Below are 22,412 nucleotides of genomic sequence, written 5' to 3'. Positions count from 1 at the left end.
CTGATACATGGCAGCTAAGCAACTTCAGTTTGACGAGGAGGCCCGTCGCTCCCTCGAGCGCGGTGTCGACACTCTCGCCGACACCGTCAAGGTGACCCTCGGTCCTAAGGGCCGTTATGTTGTCCTCGACAAGAAGTGGGGAGCCCCGACCATCACCAACGACGGTGTGACCGTCGCCAAGGAGGTCGACCTCACTGATCCGTATGAGAATCTTGGCGCCCAGCTCGCCAAGGAGGTCGCCACTAAGACCAACGACGTGGCCGGTGATGGAACCACCACCGCTACCGTGCTAGCCCAGGCTCTCGTCCACGAGGGGCTGCGCGCTGTGGCCTCTGGGGCAAACCCGGTCGGCCTCAAGCGCGGTATCGAGAAGGCTGTCGACGCCGTTGTGGAGGAGCTCCGCTCTATCTCGCGCGCCATCGACACCACCTCGGACATGGCCAGCGTTGCCACCATCTCCAGCCGTGACGAGACCATCGGCGCCCTCATCGCTGAGGCCTTCGACAAGGTTGGTAAGGACGGGGTTATCACCGTCGACGAGTCGCAGACCTTCGGCACTGAGCTTGACTTCACCGAGGGCATGCAGTTCGACAAGGGTTACCTGTCGCCTTACATGGTCACCGACCAGGACCGCATGGAGGCTGTGATTGAGGATCCTTACATCCTCATTCACTCCGGCAAGATCTCGTCGATGAACGACCTGCTCCCCTTGCTGGAGAAGGTTATTGCCGCCCACGGCAGCCTGTTTATCGTGGCCGAGGACGTTGACGGGGAGGCTCTGAGCACCCTCGTCGTCAATAAGATCCGCGGTACCTTCAGCTCGGTGGCAGTCAAGGCTCCGGCGTTCGGTGACCGCCGCAAGGCAATGCTGCAGGACATCGCCACTCTCACCGGTGGTCAGGTCGTCGCTCCCGAGGTTGGGCTCAAGCTCGACCAGGTGGGCCTCGAGGTTCTGGGCCGTGCCAAGAAGGTTGTCGTTACCAAGGACAACACCACCATCGTTGACGGCGCCGGTGATAAGGCCGACGTCGAGGGTCGCGTCATCCAGCTGCGTGCTGAGTACGACAACTCGGACTCCGAGTGGGACCGCGAGAAACTCCAGGAGCGTATCGCCAAGCTCGCTGGTGGTGTGTGCGTCATTCGTGTGGGTGCGGCCACAGAGGTCGAGCTCAACGAGAAGAAGCACCGCATCGAGGACGCTGTCTCCGCGACCCGTGCAGCCATCGAGGAGGGTATCGTCGCCGGCGGCGGCTCTGCCCTTATCCACGCTGCCCATGTGCTCGACGGGGATCTCCACCTCGAGGGTGACGAGAAGGCCGGCGTGCAGATTGTCGCTAAGGCCGTTCGTGAGCCGCTGCGCTGGATTGCCGAGAATGGTGGCGAGCCCGGCTACGTGATCGTCTCCAAGGTTGCTGAGATGGAGCCCGGACACGGTTACAACGGCAAGACCGGACAGTACGTGGACCTCATCGCTGACGGCGTCATTGACCCTCTCAAGGTGACCCGTTCGGCCCTGGCCAATGCCGCTTCTATCGCCTCGCTGCTCCTGACGACAGAGACCCTCGTCGTCGATAAGCCCGAGGAGGACAACGAGGACAAGTGACCTCGTCGCGTCGAGGGCCCCGGACCGTCGTGGTTCGGGGCCCTCACCATATCTGGGTTGATGTTTGTCACAAAGAAACGGAAGTATTGAGCGGATTAACTCGAAAGACTGGACAAGTCCATCGGGGGGGGGGGGGGATACCTTTTCCCCGTCGAGATTGGCATTGGTGATGGCGTACGAGTCATCCCGCAGTGCATATTTGGAGTTAGATCGTGAGCAGTCCGTACCAACCCGGTTTCCAGAGCACGCAGCAGGGAGACCGCAGCAAAAGTGAATTCAGTTTCGCTCCTGGGGAGACGAATGTCTTTGTCACCCACTATTCCCCATCATTGATGACGGCTTGGCTCAAGACCGAGCTGACCGTGACGAGCCGGCGCCTTCTGGCGCGAAAGTCCAATACGCTCCTGGGTGTGATTCCGCTGGGGCATGACGATGCCGCCATGCCCCTCGGCTCCATCAGCGAGGTTGGCGTGAACAGCAAGTTCCACCCAGGTCGCGCAATCATGGCAATAGTCTGGCTCGTCCTCATGATTTCCATGTTCAATGCGCATCAACCGGTGCTGGGCGTCCTCGCCTTGCTCCTGTTAATCGTCGCGGTTCTTACGACGATGGACGCCGAGCTGAGGGTCGTTAACAATGCTGGTTCTGTCACGAGCCTGACCGTTTCTGCTCTGGAGAAGGCCAAGCTGCAGAGCTTCAAGCAGGAGGTCGAACAGCGTCTGTACGCCGATCAGGCCCTTCTCATGCACCGTGAGTCGATGAACCAGGCCCAGAATTTCGCGACCATCCAGCAGGCCCAAATGTCCGCTCTCCTGGCGCAGGGCCAGTTGCAGAACCAGCTCAGCAATGACAAGGGTCAGCAGCCGCCTACCCAGATGCCGAACCCGAACACCCAAGGCTGAGAATTATCGGGCAGATGCCCACGACGATTGGCCGGCCGAGCCCTTCGGGGTTCGGTCGGCCTATCTGTGTGCGGAGTGGCGGTCGCGCTTGCCGATGGGGGCCAGTCCGTCACGCAGAATAGGCCACCAGAGGCGATTCCGTCCTCGTTGATGACGCGGAATTTCATTCTAAGGAGGCTTGGTGCTCAGAAAGTAGTCCTCGCAGCGCCGTGAAGCTTTGCGGATTGCGAGGCGCCCCATTTCCAGGCTCTACGACTCGTGACGCTGGTCTTTGAGCGGTTTGCCTTCCCGGTCCATGGTGTTAAAAATCTCATGGTCTTCCGGCAGGTGTTGCAGGTAGTCGCGCTCGGTATCGGGGGCAGTGTGTCCTAGCTGAAGCTCCTTACTGCGAGCATCCTGGGCTGCGGCACGCAGGGCATACTCGGTATCGGCATTCTCGAGCTGTTCGGGGGTTGCCTCATTGACCACCATCATGCCCACTTGGGCATCCTCGGGAACCTGCGGGATGACTCCGGCGTCGATACGCTCCCGGTGCCCCTTAATCTCGCGCGCCACGACGCGTGCTAAGAAGTACATTCCTAGCACGTTCGGCAGCGCCATGAGGAAAAGCATGGCGTCGGCCAGATCAAGAATCGATGCCATATTTGTCGCAGCTCCGACTACCAGCAAGATGAGGAAGAGTGCGTTGTAGATGCGCTCGGCGGTGGTCGAATTGCCGAACAGGTAGCCTACGGCCTTCTTGCCATAGAACGAGTAGGACAGCATCGTCGAGAATGCGAATAACACTACGGCTAGCGTCAGCAAGGAGCTGAACCACGGGGCAACGGTCTTTAATGCCTGGGCGGTCATTTGCACGCCATCGGCACCACTGTTCCGATAGACCCCGGTGATGATGATGGTGATGGCCGTCATGGTGCAAATGACGACTGAGTCGATGAAGGGCTCCCACATGGCAACGAAGCCTTCTTGGGCTGGACGACGCGTCTTTACCGCAGAGTGGGCGATGCCAGCGGTACCGATACCGGCCGCATTCGAGAATGCCGCACGCTGGACGCCGACGATCAGGACTCCGAGGATTCCCCCGGCGACACCGTGACCGGTGAAGGCGCCGGACCAGATGGCCTCAAAGGCACTGCCGACCTGGGAGATGTTGGCGCCAATGACGGCCAGGCACATGATGACGTAGAGGATGCCCATGAATGGCACAATCTTGGAGGTCGCGGCGCCAATCTTGGAGGCACCCCCGACGATGACAATCCCGACGAGTATCGCGAAGACCACGCCGACGACCCACATGTGGGTGCCGATCCAGGAGTCCTGACCGCCGGCGAACATTGCGAGCTGATAGGCAGCTTGATTGGACTGGAACATATTGCCGGCGCCAATGACACCGAAGGCAGTGCAGATGGCGAAGAGAGAAGCAAGGACGCGGCCCAATGTGGGTTTACCGATCGACGCAAGACCGTCACGTAGGTAGTACATCGGGCCACCAGAAGTGGTTCCGTCCTCGTTGATGACGCGGAATTTCACTCCAAGGGTGGCCTCAGCCATTTTGACGCTCATGCCCACCAATCCGGCTACCGCAATCCAGAATGAGGCTCCCGGGCCGCCGGTTGCGATCGCGATGGCAACACCGGCGATGTTTCCCAGGCCGACGGTTCCTGACAACTCGGTTGCGAGGGCCTGGAAGCTGGTGACGTCACCGGGGTCTGTGTGTCGGGAGAAGTGGCCCCGCATCACGTGGCTGGAGTGACGGATCGATGCTGGACGCAGCTGTTGGAAGCCCAGGTAAATGGTGAAGAAGAGTCCGGCTCCAAGTAACCAAGCCAGAATGAGCGGGAACTCATTTCCCCCGGGCAGTGGAATAGCCCAGAACACCGCGTCAGAAATAGCAGTAGCGATGGGGGAGACAATGTTGTCGATGGCTTGATCCAAGCTCAGTGGAGTTGGGACAAGGGCCTCGAGATTCGCGGAAACGGGAGATGTCATGATGTCAAGTGGCACGAATGGTCCTATCCGTTGACGACATTGGACACCAAGCCCGGCAACACCACGGTGTGGTACCAGCCATCTGTGATGACCGATCTCAGCGCGCACCGGCACCAGCGACTCGGCGAGCGCGGCCGCCCAGTCATCACCATGACCGCGGGCAAGGCCGCGCCTGCGGCGGAGCAAAACCGCCTTGGCTACCTTAGCGGGTGGGTGTGTCACATTGTCCAAAACCTTCGACACTGACGCGTCTTCGCGATGTCTTACGGTGTGGTTCCCTTACGCTGAGTGGTGATGATCGCGACCGTTCCCCCCGATGAGCCTCAGCCTGTCCTGGCGCATAATCAGCCGGATTGGCGACGTCTGGTTGAGGTGTTGACGATGGGGTTTGTCGGCTCTGTCATGGTGACGTTGTGGGGGTGGGGATCTCCGCAAGGTGGTGTGCCCACGCACGTGCGTCCGGTCGGTGTGGCAGTGGCTGTCAGCGGTATCGCAGGACTGATCGCCATCATCATTGCGTGGTTGCGTTCTCGTAAACTCGTGGGACGCCGCGTGCTGACTTTGGTCGTCTGGTCCTTGCCACTGCTCTTTAGCCCGCCGCTGTTGAGCCAAGATGGCTGGGCTTACGCGGCTCAAGGTTGGATTCTCACCCAGGGGATGGATCCATACCGCGTCCCACAAGGTTTGGCTGAAGTTCTCGGCAAGGCTGTTGACACGCCGTGGCAAGCAACGACGGCGGTGTATCCCCCCGGGTCACTGTGGATTCAGGCAGCCGTGGTGAAGATCGCTCACGCAGATCCCACGTGGTCAGTGATGCTCATGCGAGTACCCGCCCTCATCGGTGTTGCACTCATGGTTTGGGCCGTCCCTCGCTTAGCACGCTACGCCGGAACCGACCCGGATCATGCCCTCTGGCTGGCGGTGTGCTGTCCATTGACGACTTTGAGCGTGGTGGGGGGCATGCACAACGACGGACTCCAGGTGGGTTTGTCCCTCGTCGCACTCGTTGTGGCCATACGTCTGGCGTTGATTGGCCGGGGATGGCTCGGGCTCGTTCTTGGTGGGGCGTTCGTCGGGCTGGCTGGCAGCGTCAAGCAGCCTGGCGTGTTGGCCGGGGTTGGCATCGTCGCCCTGGTTCACGTCAATGCGGTGCGTCATGGCGGCCGTCGGTGGTTGACGCGCAATTGCTGGACGGCGCTACTCGCGCGTATCGCAGCAGGTGCAATTCCTGCCTTGACTGTATTCGGCGGGATTTCCGCGATCCATGGGTTAGGCATGGGCTGGCTCAATAGCACGGCTGGTAGCCCGGTATCGGTGACCAGCGACTCTCCGATAGCGCTTGTCGTACAGTTTTTGCGAGGCAGCGGAGGTATTCCGTTGAATAGGCTCATTGGGCCGGCGACTGGTGTCAGCCTGACCCTTACCGTCGCTGCCATGATGTGGTGCTGGGTGCGGTGGGGCCCCATTCCGCCTTGTCATATCCGACTAGGCCGAATTGCATCGCGTAGCCGTAACGCGGTCAATGTCGTGACCGGCCGTATTGGTAGCCCGCTTCGGCTGCAGGCGGGCGTCATGATTGTCTTTGCCGCTTTCGGGGCATCTTTGCAGCCCTGGTATCTCATCGGTCCACTGGCGTTGCTCGCCTCGGTTCAGCTGCGGCGAACCCATCGCGATGCTGTCATTGGTGGCGTCGTTGCTACCGCCATACTCACCATGATGCAGTGGTACTGGTCGCCATACGTGTGCCTGCCGCTGGTCATCGTGGGGTATCTCATCGTCTGGCGGATTCCGAAAGCATGGGCTTTCGTGACAGCGGCGAACTGACGGGGTCACCTCGCTTAAGGCCGGAGACCAGGCTACGGGTGAAGACCGTCGACGCGAGCGGCGATAGGATAGCGAGCATCCCGGCGAAAGGTGGCTTATGACCTCGGATTCCCGCCCGACCACGATTGAGGAGTTGGCACCGCTGGCCCTCACCTTCGATGACGTCCTGCTCCAGCCAGTTGAGAGTAACGTCATTCCCTCCCAGGTCAAGACGACGACGAGGGTTTCCCGCAACATTTCCATTGCGATTCCGCTCGTCAGCGCGGCGATGGACACCGTCACCGAGACCCGGATGGCGGTCGCTATGGCGCGTGAAGGTGGCCTTGGCATCCTGCACCGCAACCTGTCCATTGAGGATCAGGCTGCCATGGTCGATCAGGTGAAGCGTTCTGAGGCCGGCATGATTGACGAGCCCATCACGATCTCCCCGAATGCCACCCTGGCTGACGCCGAGGAGCTTTGCCACACCTACCGGATATCCGGGGTGCCCGTCGTCGACGACAAGGAAAACCTGGTCGGTATCATCACGAACCGTGACATGCGCTTTGAGGACAATCCACAGCGTCCTATCCGCGAGGTCATGACCGCAGCCCCACTCGTCACCGCTCCAGTGGGAACCAGCCCGTCTGACGCTCTTTCTTTGCTGGCTGCCCACAAGATTGAGAAGTTGCCGCTTGTCGACGCCGACGGTAAGTTGCGTGGGTTGTTCACTCTCAAAGACTTCGTCAAGACTGACAAGTACCCCAACGCCACCAAGGACCCGCAAGGACGGCTACGTGTGGGTGCTGCGATCGGGTTCTTCGGCAACTCGTGGGATCGCGCTATGGCCTTGGTTGAGGAGGGGGTTGACCTCATCGTCGTCGATACCGCTCATGGTCACACCCAGGGTGTTTTTGACATGATCGCCCGGCTGAAGGCCGAGCCAGCTGCCCAGGGGGTTGACGTCGTTGCGGGCAATATCGCTACCTATGAGGCTGCTAAGGTGCTGTGCGCGGCCGGGGTTGACGGCATCAAGGTCGGTATTGGGCCGGGGTCAATCTGCACTACCCGCGTCGTTGCCGGGGTGGGCGTCCCGCAAGTGACCGCGATTTTTGAAGCTTCCAAGGCTGCTCGTCAGTATGATGTGCCGGTTATCGGTGACGGTGGGTTGCAATACTCTGGTGACATCGCCAAGGCCCTGGTCGCCGGAGCTGATTCCGTCATGCTTGGCTCTTTACTGGCTGGTTGCGAAGAGTCTCCGGGCGAGCTCGCCTTCATCAACGGTAAACAGTTCAAGACTTACCGTGGTATGGGATCGATGGGAGCCATGTCGGCGCGCGGCGAGAAGCTGTCCTACTCCAAGGACCGCTATTTCCAGGGCGATGTCACGACCAACGACAAGATCGTCCCGGAGGGCATCGAGGGCCAGGTCGCTTACCGCGGGCCCCTTGGCGCAGTGGCCTACCAGTTGGTTGGTGGGCTGCGTCAGTCGATGTTCTACACCGGGGCTCGCACTATCGACGAGTTGCACGAGCGGGGCCGCTTCGTGCGCATCACCTCGGCGGGCCTGCGCGAATCTCATCCGCACGACATTCAGATGACGGTCGAAGCCCCTAATTACTCTGCCCATTGACGGGCGAGCCGGATATCCGGCAGGAAAGGAATCATGTACGACATCGGACGCAGCAAGCGTGCCACCCGGGCCTACAGCCTGGACGACATCGCCCTCATTCCCTCCCGGCGCACCCGTGGCACCGAGATGGTGAACCTGGAGTGGCGCATCGACGCACTCACCTTCGACTTCCCCATCATGGCCGCCCCCATGGACTCGGTTATGAGCCCTGCAACGGCTATTGAGTTTGGGCGTTTGGGCGGCCTTGGTGTGCTCAACCTTGAGGGTTTGTGGACCCGTTACGAGGATCCCACCCCGTACCTCGAGGAGCTAGCCGGGTTGAGCGACGATGTCGCCACCACCCGTCGGATGCAAGAGATTTACGCCGAGCCGATCAAGGCTGAGCTCATCACCGAACGGATGGCTGAGATCCGGGCCGCCGGGGTGCCGGTGGCGGGGTCGCTGTCACCGAAGAATGCCTCGCGTTTCTCCGAGACGGTGGTCAATGCCGGGGCGGACTTTTTCGTCATCCGTGGCACGACGGTGTCGGCGGAGCACGTGGCCAACGGTGACGACGTTCTCGACCTGCGTAAGTTCATTTACGATCTCGACGTCCCCGTGATCGTTGGCGGCTGCGCCACCTACCAGGCAGCCCTGCATCTCATGCGCACCGGTGCTGCTGGCGTCCTCGTGGGTTTCGGTGGGGGAGCGACCCATACCACCCGCCAGGTGCTGGGCATTCAGGTGTCGATGGCATCTGCGATCGCCGACGTCGCTGAGGCGCGTCGTGACTACATGGATGAGTCGGGGGGACGCTACGTCCACGTCATCGCTGATGGTTCGGTGGGTCGTTCTGGTGACATTGCCAAGGCCATCGCCTGCGGTGCTGACGCTGTCATGGTCGGTTCTCCGTTAGCTCGGGCTACTGAGGCTCCCGGTAGGGGTTGGCACTGGGGAGCGGAGGCATGGCACCCCGACCTGCCGCGTGGTGCTCGGGTTCACTTTGAGCCGGTGGGGACCCTCGCTGAGGTCCTTAATGGCCCTTCTCGTGTCCCGGACGGCACCATGAACCTTGTTGGTGGGCTGCGTCAGGCTATGGCCACCACTGGTTACTCGGAGGTCAAGGAGTTCCAGCGCATCGAGCTGACGATTCGCTAACCGTCCCACCACGCAGAATGTTGTTCCGGTGAGCGGGTGGATAGCTAGCCTTCGGCCATGAGTGAAGTGCCCGATGAATTGGTCGTGTTGCGTGGCGCGATTGACAACATGGACGCCGCCCTCATCCATCTGCTTGCCGAAAGGTTCCGGATTACCCGCGAGGTAGGCCGTCTCAAGGCTGAGTGCGGTCTACCTCCGGCCGACCCCGCCCGTGAGGCTGAGCAAATCGCGCGGTTGCGGCAGTTAGCGGTCGAGTCGAACCTCGACCCCGAATTCGCGCAGAAGGTCATCACGTTCATCGTGGCCGAGGTGGTGCGTCACCACGAAGCTATTGCTGACGAGTCTGGCGACGACTCTAGAGTGGCGGATGCGGGGGAGGCGGATGTCCCTGGGTCGGGCAGCTGAGCTACAGATCAGGCGATGACGTCGCCCTGGTGCACCTTCGACGGGATTCCGACGACGACTGTGCCGGGGGCGACATCCTTGACGACCAACGCGTTGGCGCCGATCTTGCAGTCGTCGCCAACCGTGATGTTGCCAATGATCTTGGCTCCGGCACCGATGAGGACACGGTTGCCAATCGTGGGGTGACGCTTGAACTGTCCGCGGGCGCGGCCGCCGAGGGTCACCTGGTGATACATGAGGACGTCGTCACCGACGACCGCCGTCTCACCAATAACGACGCCCATGCCGTGGTCGATGAAGAACCGGCGTCCAATCGTCGCTCCCGGATGGATCTCAATGCCGGTGATGTGGCGAGACAATTGTGACAACAACCGCGCTAGTGGTCGCAGCGCGGGCTTCTTGACCCACATGGCGTGGGCTAGGCGATGCGCCCAGATGGCGTGAACACCTTGGTAGGCGATGGCGACCATGAGCTTCGAGGTAGCGGCGGGATCCTCGCGCATGGCGGCGTCGAGGTCCTCGATCGCACGTTCCTTGCATCGCTTGAGGGTCCGGAGCAGGGCCGTCGTCTCAGTGCTCATATGTCAACCTCGGTTCTGCCGGTGAATACTGCCGGTGGATGAACCAAACCATATCGAGCCGTGGCCCTCCGGCCAACGGGGACAGGTGGTTTGACGCCATTGTGCGGCATCGTGTCACACGGTCGATGAGGGATCCACGCCGATATGGGGACCGCGAGTGGCGCCAGGTGGGGTCGTGGGCCATAGACTCGCCTTCATGGAACAACTTCACGACGTCGTTCTGGTGGTCGACTTCGGCGCGCAGTACGCCCAGCTCATTGCCCGCCGGGTGCGTGAGGCGAATGTTTACTCCGAGATCGTCCCGCATAACATGCCAGTGCGCGACATGCTCGCTAAGGAACCCGCCGCCATTATTCTTTCGGGTGGTCCGGCCTCGGTCTACGCAGAGGGCGCCCCGAGCGTCGACCCGGCGTTGTTTAACGCTGGTGTGCCGGTGCTGGGCATCTGCTATGGATTCCAGGCCATGGCCCAGGCTCTCGGCGGTCAGGTGGCTCATACCGGAGCATCGGAGTATGGACGCACCAGCCTGTGCATTACGTCCGCGGGGCAGCTTCTGTCCCGTATTCCCCACACCATCAGCGTGTGGATGAGTCACGGCGATTCCGTCTCCCGTGCCCCGGAGGGATTTTCGACGTTGGCCCGCACTGCGGGTGCGCCGGTGGCGGCGTTTGAAGACGTTGAGCGCAGGCTCGTTGGCGTGCAGTGGCACCCCGAAGTGCACCACACGGAGTCCGGACAGACGGTGCTCGAGCACTTCCTTTTCGACATTGCCGGATGCCGTCCTGACTGGAATGCTAGCTCGATCGTCGGCGACCAGATCGCGCAGATTCGTGGTCAGGTTGGTGACCGGCGCGTCATCTGCGGACTGTCGGGCGGCGTCGATTCTGCTGTTGCTGCGGCTTTGGTGCAGCGCGCTGTGGGCGACCAGCTCACCTGCGTTTTCGTCGATCACGGACTGCTGCGTCAAGGGGAGGCTGAGCAAGTCAAGAATGACTTCGTCGCCGCCACGGGCGCTGATTTGGTGGTGGCTGATGAGTCGCAGCGCTTCCTGGATGCCCTCGCCGGGGTCACCGATCCTGAGACCAAGCGCAAGATCATTGGACGCGAGTTCATTCGGACCTTTGAGGATGTTGCCAAGCGTCTCAACGCTGACCAGCCGATCGACTTCTTGGTGCAGGGAACTTTGTATCCCGACGTCGTCGAGTCTGGTGGCGGCGAGGGCGCTGCCAATATCAAGAGCCACCATAATGTTGGTGGGCTCCCCGACGACCTCCAGTTCAGTCTCGTTGAGCCATTGCGCACCCTCTTTAAGGACGAGGTGCGAGCCGTCGGACTCGAACTTGGTCTGCCCGAGGACATCGTGTGGCGTCAGCCCTTCCCGGGCCCGGGGCTGGCTATCCGCATTATTGGCGAAGTCACCGCGGAGCGTCTGGAGGTGTTACGCACTGCCGATGCCATCACACGTGAGGAAATGGGGGCCGCGGGCCTGGATCGCAAGGTATGGCAGTGCCCGGTCGTCCTCCTCAGTGATGTCCATTCGGTAGGGGTACAGGGTGACGGGCGTACTTATGGTTCTCCCATTGTGCTTCGCCCGGTGACGAGCGAGGACGCCATGACTGCGGACTGGGCACGTATCCCGTACGACGTGCTGGAAAAGATCTCGACTCGCATTACGAATGCGTGTCCGCAAATCAACCGGGTGGTACTCGACATCACATCTAAGCCGCCGGCTACCATCGAGTGGGAGTGAGTCCCGTCTCACCGTGAACATGACATGGCCCGTACCTTTTTTGGTGCGGGCCATGCTGTGTTAGTGCGGTCATGTCGGTGAAATCGATGTTTCGGGTTAGTCCGCGTTCGGTAAACGCCGCCATGAGAATGCCACCCTTAAGTACGTGGTCTGTGTCGTGCAATCCGAGGCTGCAAGCCGTGCGAGGAAACGCTCAAGTGCGTACGGGGTGAGGTACTCAGCGGGGTTATGGTAATGGTTCCGGGCGACGTCGCAGGCCCGACCGTCAATCCTTGTACGGGTCGAAGGGGGCGCTGGAACCTTGCGTGCCTTCAGGTTTGTGCGGAGAACGGGTCCGGTCGGCCAGGTCTGTCACCATACTCGATCCGCTGCCCTCGTCGGGGATGATGGCCCATAGGACGAGGTAGATGAGCGGTCCGGAACCTGCCATGAGAATGAGGAGGGCCGCGACGACGCGGACGACGGTGGGGTCGAGATTGAGGGAGTTAGCGATACCTTGGCAGACGCCGCCGATGATGCGCCCCTCGCTGGGGCGTATGAGCTTGGTCATGTCATTCCTCCTGAGGGGTGTGCGTGATCGTGATCATGTCGATCTTCCAGATGGTCGATTTTCACCCATGATGCCACGTCAAAGCTGTTCCCCAACTCTGGCGAACAGCGCAATGCGAGGCTTACACTCCGCGTGGCCTCCCGTGCCGTCTTGACGACGGCGGGTAATGCGCGATACGCAACGAGGCCCCGTCAATGACGAGGCCTCGCCGGAGTAGAGGTAGGCCAGGTGATTACTGTGCCTTCTTCTTGGTGATGATGCCCCAAATCCACAGGACGATAAGAGCACCAACGATTGAAATGAGCCAGGTCCAGGGGCTCCAGAATTTACCGAGCGGTTTGTGGAAGATAGCGGAACCGAGCCAGCCGCCGAGGACCGCGCCGATGACACCGAGAAGCAGAGTAACGAGGAACCCGCCGCCCTGCTTGCCCGGCATGATGGCCTTAGCGATGGCGCCTGCGATGAGGCCGAGAACAATCCATCCGATGAATCCCATGGGCCTATCCTCCATTGCAGAGGGTCAGCCGTCCAGTAACTACCGTCGAAACGGATGAAAAATACTGTAAATATAGTCATATGTGACTAATGTCAACTATACCTTGACAAGGGATTACGTATTTTTATTACGCTGCAGACGGAATTCTAGAAAAATGGTCGCCAAGGTGACAGTAGAGCTTCAGTGAGTTTCGCTATGTGAGAGCGCGACTGCCATTCGTCTAAGGTCAGTTCCACACAGTTGGCCATGTCGATCTCGAAAATCTCAGCCATTCGTTGGGCGACGGTGGAGTCAGTGATAGCGACGTTTACCTCATAGTTACCTTGGAGGGATAGCCGGTCAAGGTTCGCTGTACCAATCGTCGACCAAATGCCGTCAATAGTGCAGGTCTTCGCGTGGACCATAGCTCCCTGGTAAAGGAACAGCCGCACACCCTAGTGGAGGAGACGGTCGTAATAGCCCCGGCTCAGCCAGTCGGCGATGACATGGTTCGATTCAGCCGGAATGACGATCCTAACGTCAACCCCGCGAGATGCAGCTTGGTGGAGGGCTGCGACAACGTCGTCATCGGGGATGAGGTAGCCCTGGGTCATCCAGATCCGCTCACTCGCGCGATCGATGGCCTCCAGGTACATGTTCCGGATGGGATAGACCGCCATCCGGGGGGAATTGCGGTGTACAGCGAAAGCGGTATCCCAATAGCGGACGCCGGGAGTGGGTAGTACGGGCTGGTTGCGCCGGGGGATGAGGGCTCCCTTGGGGCGTTGATTCCACATGTCAACAAAGACGCTTTCGAGCTCCCCGACGGCAGGCCCGGTAATACGAGCATGGGTGTCACGCCAGCGGTCGGCGTAGAGGGAGCCGATGTTGTACCCACCGATGTAGGCGACTTTGGAATCGACGATGAGGAGCTTGCGGTGGTCTCGCCCCAGATTGCGTAGCGTCGGTATCCATGAGGGAGTTACGAGAGGTTGGGCTCGCACCTGCACCCCCTCGAGCTGCCGAAAGAATCGTGGGTCCACAACGAGGTTGGCGAAGGTGTCCCACATCGCATAGACCTTGACTCCGCGTGCGGCGGCTTCTACGAGTGCCTGCCGAAAATGACGCCCGACTTCGTCGTTTTTCCAGATGAAGGTCTCAAGGTAGACGGTGTGTTGAGCTGACTCGATGTCGGCGATCATCGCCGCGTAAAGATCACGTCCGAAAGCGAAGATCTCGACCTGATGACCAGACACCTTGAGGGGCTCCGTCGGCGCAGTGGGGAAACGGTATGGGCGACGGCCTCGTCGCTTAATGCCGTTGAAGGTGACTAGTCCGACCATCGTGGCCATCTGGGCGGCAACTATCCCGCCTGCCACCCAGTGCAGTGCGCGGCGAACAGTGAATCTCTGGCGAGGGGCCCAGGTCATGTGCACAGAGTATCGGGCCCTCGTGCACTGGCGACGAGGCGGCCGGCGGCAGGGTCCGGAATTGGTATGTGGTGATATAGGTGGTCGCCACAGTGCTTACCGCCGTAGCGCGCGGCGAGCTAACCAGTTGCCCAGGAACTGCGCCAACTGTACGACGATGATGATCGTCACCACTGCGACGGCTGTGACTGCCCAGTTGTAACGCTGGTAACCGTAAGTAATAGCGAATTGACCTAGACCACCGCCACCCAAAGCGCCGGCGATGGCCGTCATATCGACGATCGCAATGAGGATGTAGGTGTAACCGAGAATCAGCGGCCCTAGCGCCTCCCGGGCAACGACGTCAAAGAGGATCCGCCACGGCCCGGCCCCCATCGCGCGGGCCGCCTCAATAACCCCAGGATCGACGGTGACAAGATTCTGCTCAACAATCCGGGAGATGGCGAAGGTCGCTGCGATGCACAGAGGGAAGGTGGCCGCCCGCACCCCGATGGTGGTGCCGATGACCTTGAGGGTGAGGGGAGCGATCGCCGTCATAAAGATAATGAACGGGATCGGCCTGATGATGTTGACGATGACGTTGAGGATGGTGTGAACGATCTTGTTGGCCAGCAGGCCACCACGCCGGGTGGCATACAGCAAGATTCCCAGTACCAGGCCGCAGATTCCCCCAATGACGAGGGTGATAAGGGCCATGAAGAGGGTTTCCCAAATCGACTGAAGATAGATGGGGCGCAAATAGTCGTTCATCAGTGGGCCTCCTCAGTGGGCGTCGGGACGGTTGCGGATGCGGTTGGTGCCGCCGAATTGGATACCTCGTCGAGGATCCGAGCCGCCTGCTCGACGGCCTGAGCTGGACCAGACAAGGCCACCGTGTAATTGCCCAGCGAGCCGTCGTGTACTTCAATGACGCCGCCGTGGACGATCTGGAAGGACGCCCCGGTACGGCTTATACGGGCTAACGCGTCACCGAACGAGTGACTGGCCACCGAACTGACGTCGACGAGTCGTGCATCTGGGTTTTCCGACTGCAACCGTGCCTGTTCCTCCCCACTCGGGTGCTGGCCGATAATCGTCGCCAGGAAACGCTGGGTGGTCTCTGACTGTGGATGAGTGAAGACCTGCCGGGCGCTTCCAGACTCGACGAGATGGCCAGCTGCTAGTACCGAGACCTGCTGGGCAATCGAGCGGACGACCTCCATCTCGTGGGTGATGACGACGACCGTCACCCCTAGTTCCGCATTGACCCGCTTGAGCAGGGATAGGACATCAGCTGTCGTTTCTGGATCCAGCGCCGAGGTGGACTCGTCAGCCAACAAAATCGATGGTTTAGTTGCTAGCGCTCGGGCAATACCAACCCGCTGTTTCTGTCCGCCCGAGAGCTGGTCTGGATGGTCCCAGGCTTTGCTCGTCAACCCGACGAAGCTCAGCAATTCGGTGACGCGCTTCTTCTCGTCTGCTTTCTTCCAATGAGCCAGCTTGAGTGGATAGGCAACGTTGTCGTAGATGGTCCTTGAGCCGAATAGGTTGAACTGTTGGAAGATCATCCCGATGTCTGCGCGTAGCGGGCGCATCGCTTTGTCCGAGAGCTGCGAGACGTCGGTGCCGTCTACCAAGACGCGGCCACGCGTGGGAGTCTCTAATCCGTTGATGAGGCGAACCAGGGTGGATTTGCCAGCTCCGGAGTGCCCGATAACGGCTGAAATGGAACCCCTCTTAATAGCCAGGCTCACATCGTCAAGGGCTCGTACTGTGCCGGAGCGGGTACGAAATTCTTTAGTGACGTGTTCAAAGACGATGTGGTCGGGACACTGCGGCGCCGAGGAAGGCGTGATATCTGTTGCCATGTGGAAGGCCTCGCTAGAAATCGGATGTGGATCAGGAATTCGACTTCTTGATGTCGGTAGTTAGGCCACTAAGTATCTTGTCTAAATCGGCCTTGGAGTGGTTGGAGACGATCTTGGCGGTGCCGCCAGATTGTTTGACGATAGCATTTTTGACGTCGGGATCGGACCACAGCTTGGCGACCTTTTTATAGGTCGGGTTGTCCTTGTCAGCGTCCTTGACTGCGATGATGTTGAGGTATGGATCGGCCGACTTGCCGGCGGCATCATCTTGGTAGAGAACCTTGTTGCGGTCCAGTCCGGCATCTGTGGCAAAGTTGTTATTGACGACGGCACCATCGACGCCTTCGAGGGAGGCAGCAGTTTGGGCTGCATCGATCGCCTTAACCTTCACCTTGGACTGGTTGGTGATGACATCAGCGGGGGTGGATAACGCTGAACCGTTACCCCGTAGCTTCAACAAGCCAGCTTCCTGCAACACTAACAGGGCGCGTCCCTGATTGGTGGCGTCATTCGGGATGGCGATAGTTGCCCCGGCGGGCAGCTGGGAGAGCCGCTGGTACTTTTTCGAGTAGATATTTAGCGGGACGATGTAGGTCGCAGCTAGCGCGGTGATGTTGTCGTTATTTTTGACGTCGTAATCAGCCAGAAAGAGCAGGTGCTGGAAGGCGTTGAGGTCGATCTGTCCCTGGGACAGCGCCACGTTAGGCTGGGTGTAGTCGTTAAAGCTGACGACTTCGATGTTGATGCTCTCAGCAGCGGCCTTTTTCTTGATGACGTTCCAGTAATCGTTGGCTGCCTCAGTCGTGCCGATCTTGACGGTCGTCTTGCCATCAGCTGCGGAGTCCTGTCCCGTGTTCTTGGTTACCGCGAAGATAATGCTGGCAATGATCGCAAGCACGATGATGATTGCTGCGATGATGAGGCCGGTGTGGCGTCCTCCGGGTTTTTCGGGAAGTGCCTCAGGGGTGGAAGCTGAGGATATAGGCGTGCTCATAGTAGGTCTCCTGGAAATGTCGCAGAGAGGTGTGGCGAACGGTCATCGATCGTGGGATCGTGCAGGGTGACATGTCGGTATGCGTAGCGACGCAGACATGGGCATAGATCGACTACTGGCTCAAACCAGTGGGAAAGGAGGCGGAAGTCCTGCCAGCGGAGATGAATCCGCCGTCAGCAGGTGCCGAGCATTCGCAAGCAGCACAGGCGGCACATCATCATCGAGGCCGCGCGAAGGTCGGCGTCGACGGTGTGGCTGATGGCCGCGGTCATGGTAGTGCTCCTGGATTCGATGACGGCCCTCATCGGGCCGAATTACCCTTGAATCTAGGACCTTTGAGGATCACTGTCAATACGGGGCCGCTGGTTTGCCGTGTGAACATGCGATGGGTTATGTCATCTGCGGTCGGCTGAGGACGGCTATGGGCCGGTAGGCTGTGAGTCGCCATGACGACACCGGATCTGTTTTCGTTTTTCGAATCGGCTCATGAGAGACGCAGCTCTGTTGAGCCAGGGGTTTTGCCGACCTATGCCCCCGTGACGGCCGGAGCAGCCTCTCCTGCTGACTTACTGGTTGATCTCAACGAGCCCCAACGTGAGGCGGTGTTGCACGCCGGTTCGCCGGTCCTCGTTGTCGCGGGGGCAGGCTCGGGAAAGACGAGAGTTCTCACGCGACGCATCGCTCACCTGGTGGGGGACCGAGGCGTTCATCCTGGGTCGATTTTGGCGATCACCTTCACCAATAAAGCGGCGGCCGAGATGAAGGCGCGCGTCGTTGACCTGGTGGGAAATCGCGCTAAACCGATGTGGGTGTCAACCTTCCATTCTGCTGCGGTGAGAATACTACGCACCGACATTGACCGTCTGGGCATTTCCCGTAATTTCTCAATCTATGACGATACGGACGCTAAAAGGCTTATCACTCTCGTTACCCGTGACCAGAATCTGGATCCTAAGAAGTTCCAGCCTCGCGCTATCATGAACTGGATCTCACATCAAAAAAACGAGCTCATTGCCCCGGATCAAGCAGTCGCGGCTGCCAAAAGCGGAAATGATCGAATTAATGGTGACGTCTATGTCGAGTACCAACGCAGACTACGAGCTGCCAATGCGCTGGATTTCGATGATCTTATTATGTGTACCGTCACCGTGTTGAGGCAGTTCCCTGAGGTTCGCGAACAGTATCGACGTCGGTTTCGGCATGTACTCGTTGATGAGTATCAGGACACTAACACCGCCCAATATCAGTTCATTCGTGAGCTGTGTGGGGATGACCCAGTCGAGCTAGATGACGGTGCTCGCAGTGTCGATCCGCCGGAGCTCATGGTGGTTGGCGATTCAGATCAGTCGATTTACGCATTTCGTGGCGCGACGATCCGTAACATCATTGACTTTGAAAAGGATTTTCCGGGGGCTAGGACGATTCTCCTGGAGCAGAATTATCGCTCGACTCAGACGATTCTTACCGCTGCAAACAATCTCATTAAGGTCAATCTAAATCGTCCCGCCAAAAACTTGTGGACTGATCAGGGCGATGGCGACAAAATCGTCGGGTATGTTGCTGATACTGAACATGACGAGGCCGCCTGGGTGGCCCGACGTATTGACGAACTCGTCGATGAGGGACGTACCAGCTATGGACAAGTAGCCGTTTTTTACCGTACCAACGCCCAATCGAGGGCCTTCGAGGATGTCTTTATTCGCACTGGCTTGCCCTACCGTGTCGTCGGCGGTGTGAGGTTCTACGAGCGCAAAGAAGTCCGGGACGCCGTCAGTTACCTGCGCGCGATCGCTAACCCCTCCGATGACGTTTCCCTGCGTCGCATCCTCAATACTCCGCGCCGTGGCATCGGGGCGCGAGCTGAAGCAGCCGTCGAGATGTTTGCTACTGCTCGCAGAATTAGCTTCTGGGAAGCTCTGAAACGGATCGATGAAATCGACGGTCTAGCAACCAGATCGGTCAATCAAATTCGAGCTTTCGTTAGCCTCATGGATGACCATATCGCCATGGTGGGGCAGGGGAAACGGGCCGACGAGATCGCCAACTCGATCCTGAAAGAATCCGGTTACATCACCGAGCTGGAGAACTCCAAAGACCCGCAGGATGAGACGAGGCTGGAAAACCTCGTCGAGCTTGTTTCGGTGGCTCAGGAATTCGTTGCCAGAGTTCATGCTGTCGATATTGACGAGGCTGAGCAGGGCAATGTCGAAGACCTCGAATTGTCCGGCGACGACTCTTTGCCGGCCTTCCTGGAGCAGATCGCCTTGGTCGCCGATTCCGACCAGGTACCAGCCGACTCCGATGGAGTCGTCACCCTCATGACCCTGCACACCGCCAAAGGTTTGGAGTTCGACACAGTTTTCATCACTGGATTTGAGGACGGTGTCTTCCCTCACATGAGGTCTCTTGCCGACGCCACTGAATTGTCTGAGGAGAGACGGCTGGCTTACGTCGGTATCACTCGCGCTCGCAAACAGCTGTTTGTGTCGCGGGCCTCTGTGCGCACGATGTGGGGCCAGGCTCAGTACAACCCACCGAGCCGATTCATCGACGAGATCCCTGAACACCTCATTGAGTGGGAGAGAATCGGCCAGGCCTCGGTGGGATGGTCAACTTCGGCGAGTGGCCGCTCGCAATCAGCACGCGGGGCCCTTCGCGACGACACTCCGGCCTTCGGTTCTGGACGAGGGTCAGCAAGTGCGCTCAAGGGACGCACCCTCGCGCTGTCGGTGGGGGATAAAGTGCTTCACTCGACCTTCGGGCTGGGGACCGTCAAAGCCACGTCAGGCCAGGGCGACAATGCCAAGGCTGATGTCGACTTCGGGTCAGCGGGGCTCAAGAGGTTGGCGTTGAGGTTCGCTCCACTGGAGAAGCTGTAAGTGGATGCTGACGTAGTCTTCGGTCGCTACGAAAGATCAGATTGCTCGACGTCGTGAGATCAGGTGGGCATCGGGCCTCCGGGGTTGTTAGTCTGTTCATTGGTGGGCAAACGACCAGCTGCGTCCGCTTCGCTGTGAACGTTCTTGTGCTGTGAAGTCGAGACAGCTGCCGTCGCCCAGTTCCCCGGCCCGTCAACGGCCGGTCGACTCGCAGAGTGGAGAGATTGTGGACCTGTATGAATACCAAGCCCGCGACCTGTTTGAGAAGCACGGCGTGCCCGTACTTCGAGGCATCGTCGCGGAGACTCCAGAGCAGGCGTCCGAGGCTGCAGCGAAGCTCGGTACCCCCGTCGTCGCCGTCAAGGCGCAGGTCAAAGTGGGTGGCCGTGGCAAGGCTGGCGGTGTAAAGATCGCTAAGTCCCCGGCCGAGGCGGCTGAACGCGCCGAGGCCATCCTCGGTATGGACATCAAGGGTCACACCGTTCACAAGGTGATGGTCGCTGAAGGTGCTGACATTGCCGAGGAATACTACTTCTCGATCTTGCTCGACCGTGGAGAGCGTCGCTACCTTGCGATGTGCTCGCGTGAGGGTGGCATGGACATCGAGACCCTTGCTAAGGAGCGCCCCGAGGCTCTCGCCAAGGTGCCGGTCGACCCGATTGACGGCGTTGACGATGCTAAAGCCCGCGAGATCCTTAGCGAGGCAGGGTTCCCCGACTCTGAGCAGGACGCTATCGTCCCGGCTGTTCTCAAGCTGTGGGAGACCTACCGTGACGAGGATGCCACCCTCGTCGAAGTCAACCCGATGATCAAGACCGGCGATGGACGCATCCTGGCTATCGACGGCAAGATGACTGTTGACAACAACGCGTCCTTCCGTCAGCCTGACCATGCCGGCCTGGTGGATCGCGCCACCACCGACCCGCTCGAGTTGCGTGCCGGCGAGCTCGGTCTCAACTACGTCAAGCTCGACGGCAACGTCGGCGTCATCGGAAACGGTGCTGGACTGGTTATGAGCACCCTTGACTGCGTTGCTTACGCCGGTGAGAACTTCCCGGGATCTCCGGCTCCCGCTAACTTCCTCGACATCGGTGGCGGCGCCTCGGCCGAGATCATGGCCAACGGCCTTGACCTCATCATGAGTGACGAGCAGGTGCGTTCCGTGTTCGTCAACGTCTTTGGCGGTATCACCGCCTGTGACCAGGTGGCGCTTGGTATCAAGGGCGCTCTCGAGAAGTTGGGCGACAAGGCCGTGAAGCCGCTCGTCGTCCGTCTGGACGGCAACGCTGTGGCCGAGGGCCGCAAGATTCTCGAGGAATTCAACCACCCGCTCGTGACCATGGTCTCGACCATGGACGAGGCCGCCAGCAAGGCCGCCGAGCTCGCATCCAAGGAGGCCTGAGACATGGCGATCATTCTCGACCAGAACTCCAAAATCATCGTTCAGGGCATGACCGGCTCGGAGGGCATGAAGCACACCCAGCGCATGCTCAACTCCGGTACTGCCGTCGTCGGCGGCGTCAACCCGCGCAAGGCCGGTACCACCGTTGACTTCAACGGTGGCACTACCGTCCCCGTCTACGGCAGCGTCAAGCAGGCCGTTGAGGCTACCGGCGCCAACGTGTCCGTCATCTTCGTCCCGGCCAAGTTCACCAAGTCGGCCGTTATGGAGGCCATCGAGGCCGAGATGCCATTGGTGGTCTGTATCACCGAGGGTGTACCGGTCAAGGACACCGCGGAGTTCTTCACCGCTGCCCAGCGCTCCGGCAAGACTCGTATCATCGGCCCGAACTGCCCGGGCATCATTAGCCCCGGGAAGTCCAATGCCGGCATCGTCCCGGCCGACATCACTGGCCCCGGTCGTGTGGGCCTGGTGTCGAAGTCGGGCACCCTGACCTACCAGCTCATGTACGAGGTGCGTGACCTGGGTATCTCGACGGCAATTGGCATCGGTGGTGACCCGATCATCGGCACCACCCACATCGATGCCCTACAGGCCTTCCAGGATGACCCGGAGACCGACATCATCGTCATGATCGGTGAGATCGGTGGTGACGCTGAGGAGCGTGCCGCTAAATACATCTCTGAGCACATCACCAAACCGGTAGTTGCTTATGTAGCTGGGTTCACCGCTCCTGAGGGCAAGACGATGGGCCACGCCGGCGCCATCGTGTCTGGGTCCTCGGGTACCGCGGCTGCCAAGAAGGAGGCCCTTGACGCCGTCGGCGTCCGCGTTGGCAAGACCCCGACTGAGACCGCCCGGCTGGCCCACGAGGCGATGGAGTCCCTCAAGAAGTGACGCCTTGACCGTCTGAATGCATGGAGCCCGGTCCCACGTGGGACCGGGCTCCATGCATTCAGACGGCCCTGGTGTGGTAACCGAAAAAGTTGTTGGTGGACGGTAGGGTTCCCTATAACTTCCTTCCCCAAACCG

General features: G+C 59.9%; 20 protein-coding genes and 1 pseudogene. 11 read left to right on the top strand and 10 right to left on the bottom strand.

From position 1 onward, the window contains the following. Positions 1-7: 7 nt before the first annotated feature. On the top strand, positions 8-1,603 hold the full coding sequence (groL, locus tag CPA42_RS09445; RefSeq protein WP_002514777.1) for a chaperonin GroEL: 1,596 nt from the start codon (positions 8-10) through the stop codon (positions 1,601-1,603). 332 nt (positions 1,604-1,935) lie between these two features. Continuing rightward, on the top strand, positions 1,936-2,505 hold the full coding sequence (locus tag CPA42_RS09435) for a hypothetical protein (RefSeq protein WP_002519620.1): 570 nt from the start codon (positions 1,936-1,938) through the stop codon (positions 2,503-2,505). Positions 2,506-2,754: 249 nt separating this feature from the next. On the opposite strand, the gene CPA42_RS09430 is transcribed toward CPA42_RS09435, so the two are convergent. Beyond that, entirely contained in the window at positions 2,755-4,494 is a 1,740-nt protein-coding gene (locus CPA42_RS09430) for an alanine/glycine:cation symporter family protein (protein ID WP_002526465.1), read from the bottom strand. On the opposite strand from CPA42_RS09430, the gene CPA42_RS09425 reads away from it, so the two are divergent. From CPA42_RS09425 to CPA42_RS09405, 5 genes are all read left to right on the top strand, one after another. Further along, positions 4,432-4,740, top strand: coding sequence for a hypothetical protein (locus CPA42_RS09425; protein WP_002519618.1), 309 nt, complete (start codon positions 4,432-4,434; stop codon positions 4,738-4,740). The two genes, CPA42_RS09430 and CPA42_RS09425, sit on opposite strands and share 63 nt — an antisense overlap. Positions 4,741-4,788: 48 nt before the next feature. After that, on the top strand, positions 4,789-6,318 hold the full coding sequence (gene mptB, locus CPA42_RS09420) for a polyprenol phosphomannose-dependent alpha 1,6 mannosyltransferase MptB (protein ID WP_002515961.1): 1,530 nt from the start codon (positions 4,789-4,791) through the stop codon (positions 6,316-6,318). A 97-nt stretch (positions 6,319-6,415) separates the two neighbouring features. Continuing rightward, positions 6,416-7,930, top strand: a complete 1,515-nt coding sequence (guaB, locus tag CPA42_RS09415) for an IMP dehydrogenase (protein ID WP_002516050.1) — start codon at positions 6,416-6,418, stop codon at positions 7,928-7,930. Between the two features lie 33 nt (positions 7,931-7,963). Next, positions 7,964-9,067: a GuaB3 family IMP dehydrogenase-related protein gene (locus CPA42_RS09410; protein ID WP_002514772.1), complete on the top strand. Its 1,104-nt coding sequence runs from the start codon at positions 7,964-7,966 to the stop codon at positions 9,065-9,067. A gap of 57 nt (positions 9,068-9,124) precedes the next feature. Beyond that, entirely contained in the window at positions 9,125-9,472 is a 348-nt protein-coding gene (locus CPA42_RS09405) for a chorismate mutase (RefSeq protein ID WP_002516071.1), read from the top strand. A gap of 8 nt (positions 9,473-9,480) precedes the next feature. Here CPA42_RS09405 and cysE read toward each other — a convergent pair whose 3' ends face one another. Together cysE and CPA42_RS09395 are read right to left on the bottom strand one after the other, a co-directional pair. Then, complete coding sequence (cysE, locus tag CPA42_RS09400) at positions 9,481-10,053, bottom strand: serine O-acetyltransferase (RefSeq protein WP_002515970.1); 573 nt, start codon at positions 10,051-10,053, stop codon at positions 9,481-9,483. Then, positions 10,043-10,237: a hypothetical protein gene (locus CPA42_RS09395; protein WP_002515983.1), complete on the bottom strand. Its 195-nt coding sequence runs from the start codon at positions 10,235-10,237 to the stop codon at positions 10,043-10,045. Before CPA42_RS09395 ends, cysE begins: the two co-directional genes overlap by 11 nt. Before the next feature lie 12 nt (positions 10,238-10,249). On the opposite strand from CPA42_RS09395, the gene guaA reads away from it, so the two are divergent. Continuing rightward, complete coding sequence (gene guaA, locus CPA42_RS09390; RefSeq protein WP_002519617.1) at positions 10,250-11,803, top strand: glutamine-hydrolyzing GMP synthase; 1,554 nt, start codon at positions 10,250-10,252, stop codon at positions 11,801-11,803. Positions 11,804-12,068: 265 nt separating this feature from the next. Here the strand turns inward: guaA and CPA42_RS09385 are convergent, their stop codons facing one another. The 6 genes and pseudogenes from CPA42_RS09385 to CPA42_RS09360 all read right to left on the bottom strand — a co-directional run bounded on the left by CPA42_RS09385 (position 12,069) and on the right by CPA42_RS09360 (position 17,099). Further along, entirely contained in the window at positions 12,069-12,353 is a 285-nt protein-coding gene (locus CPA42_RS09385) for a PspC domain-containing protein (RefSeq protein ID WP_002516064.1), read from the bottom strand. Positions 12,354-12,585: 232 nt separating this feature from the next. Next, positions 12,586-12,864, bottom strand: a complete 279-nt coding sequence (locus CPA42_RS09380) for a GlsB/YeaQ/YmgE family stress response membrane protein (RefSeq protein WP_002519616.1) — start codon at positions 12,862-12,864, stop codon at positions 12,586-12,588. Between the two features lie 131 nt (positions 12,865-12,995). Continuing rightward, a pseudogene (locus tag CPA42_RS09375) lies at positions 12,996-14,258 on the bottom strand (phospholipase D-like domain-containing protein). Positions 14,259-14,354: 96 nt separating this feature from the next. Further along, on the bottom strand, positions 14,355-15,008 hold the full coding sequence (locus CPA42_RS09370) for a methionine ABC transporter permease (protein WP_002516054.1): 654 nt from the start codon (positions 15,006-15,008) through the stop codon (positions 14,355-14,357). Further along, a complete protein-coding gene (locus tag CPA42_RS09365; protein WP_002516027.1) occupies positions 15,008-16,105 on the bottom strand; it encodes a methionine ABC transporter ATP-binding protein in 1,098 nt (365 codons plus the stop codon). Before CPA42_RS09365 ends, CPA42_RS09370 begins: the two co-directional genes overlap by 1 nt. Positions 16,106-16,136: 31 nt before the next feature. Then, positions 16,137-17,099, bottom strand: a complete 963-nt coding sequence (locus CPA42_RS09360; protein WP_002515988.1) for a MetQ/NlpA family ABC transporter substrate-binding protein — start codon at positions 17,097-17,099, stop codon at positions 16,137-16,139. A gap of 446 nt (positions 17,100-17,545) precedes the next feature. Between CPA42_RS09360 and pcrA the strand changes: the two genes are divergently transcribed. Beyond that, positions 17,546-19,978, top strand: coding sequence for a DNA helicase PcrA (gene pcrA, locus CPA42_RS09350; RefSeq protein ID WP_002516056.1), 2,433 nt, complete (start codon positions 17,546-17,548; stop codon positions 19,976-19,978). Here the strand turns inward: pcrA and CPA42_RS09345 are convergent. Continuing rightward, positions 19,935-20,225 (bottom strand): hypothetical protein, encoded by a 291-nt coding sequence (locus CPA42_RS09345; RefSeq protein ID WP_002515987.1) that lies wholly within the window; start codon positions 20,223-20,225, stop codon positions 19,935-19,937. The genes pcrA and CPA42_RS09345 overlap by 44 nt on opposite strands. Here CPA42_RS09345 and sucC point away from each other — a divergent pair. Together sucC and sucD are read left to right on the top strand one after the other, a co-directional pair. After that, the gene (sucC, locus tag CPA42_RS09340; protein ID WP_002516025.1) at positions 20,205-21,380 is read left to right on the top strand and encodes an ADP-forming succinate--CoA ligase subunit beta; all 1,176 of its coding nucleotides are present in this window, start codon (positions 20,205-20,207) and stop codon (positions 21,378-21,380) included. The genes CPA42_RS09345 and sucC overlap by 21 nt on opposite strands. A 3-nt stretch (positions 21,381-21,383) precedes the next feature. Beyond that, positions 21,384-22,277: a succinate--CoA ligase subunit alpha gene (gene sucD / locus CPA42_RS09335; protein WP_002515950.1), complete on the top strand. Its 894-nt coding sequence runs from the start codon at positions 21,384-21,386 to the stop codon at positions 22,275-22,277. Positions 22,278-22,412 lie beyond the last annotated feature (135 nt).

The organism is Cutibacterium acnes (genome assembly GCF_003030305.1).
Lineage (GTDB): Bacteria > Actinomycetota > Actinomycetes > Propionibacteriales > Propionibacteriaceae > Cutibacterium > Cutibacterium acnes.
Note: the sequence above shows the minus strand (reverse complement) of the source record. Positions and strands in the feature narration are given on the sequence as shown.

Coding starts and splice junctions, on each gene's coding strand:
- groL (WP_002514777.1), top strand. CDS start 8: ATGGCAGCTAAGCAACTTCAGTTTGACGAGGAGGCCCGTCGCTCCCTC.
- CPA42_RS09435 (WP_002519620.1), top strand. CDS start 1,936: ATGACGGCTTGGCTCAAGACCGAGCTGACCGTGACGAGCCGGCGCCTT.
- CPA42_RS09430 (WP_002526465.1), bottom strand. CDS start 4,494: ATGACATCTCCCGTTTCCGCGAATCTCGAGGCCCTTGTCCCAACTCCA.
- mptB (WP_002515961.1), top strand. CDS start 4,789: ATGATCGCGACCGTTCCCCCCGATGAGCCTCAGCCTGTCCTGGCGCAT.
- guaB (WP_002516050.1), top strand. CDS start 6,416: ATGACCTCGGATTCCCGCCCGACCACGATTGAGGAGTTGGCACCGCTG.
- CPA42_RS09410 (WP_002514772.1), top strand. CDS start 7,964: ATGTACGACATCGGACGCAGCAAGCGTGCCACCCGGGCCTACAGCCTG.
- CPA42_RS09405 (WP_002516071.1), top strand. CDS start 9,125: ATGAGTGAAGTGCCCGATGAATTGGTCGTGTTGCGTGGCGCGATTGAC.
- cysE (WP_002515970.1), bottom strand. CDS start 10,053: ATGAGCACTGAGACGACGGCCCTGCTCCGGACCCTCAAGCGATGCAAG.
- CPA42_RS09395 (WP_002515983.1), bottom strand. CDS start 10,237: ATGGCCCACGACCCCACCTGGCGCCACTCGCGGTCCCCATATCGGCGT.
- guaA (WP_002519617.1), top strand. CDS start 10,250: ATGGAACAACTTCACGACGTCGTTCTGGTGGTCGACTTCGGCGCGCAG.
- CPA42_RS09385 (WP_002516064.1), bottom strand. CDS start 12,353: ATGACCAAGCTCATACGCCCCAGCGAGGGGCGCATCATCGGCGGCGTC.
- CPA42_RS09380 (WP_002519616.1), bottom strand. CDS start 12,864: ATGGAGGATAGGCCCATGGGATTCATCGGATGGATTGTTCTCGGCCTC.
- CPA42_RS09370 (WP_002516054.1), bottom strand. CDS start 15,008: ATGAACGACTATTTGCGCCCCATCTATCTTCAGTCGATTTGGGAAACC.
- CPA42_RS09365 (WP_002516027.1), bottom strand. CDS start 16,105: ATGGCAACAGATATCACGCCTTCCTCGGCGCCGCAGTGTCCCGACCAC.
- CPA42_RS09360 (WP_002515988.1), bottom strand. CDS start 17,099: ATGAGCACGCCTATATCCTCAGCTTCCACCCCTGAGGCACTTCCCGAA.
- pcrA (WP_002516056.1), top strand. CDS start 17,546: ATGACGACACCGGATCTGTTTTCGTTTTTCGAATCGGCTCATGAGAGA.
- sucD (WP_002515950.1), top strand. CDS start 21,384: ATGGCGATCATTCTCGACCAGAACTCCAAAATCATCGTTCAGGGCATG.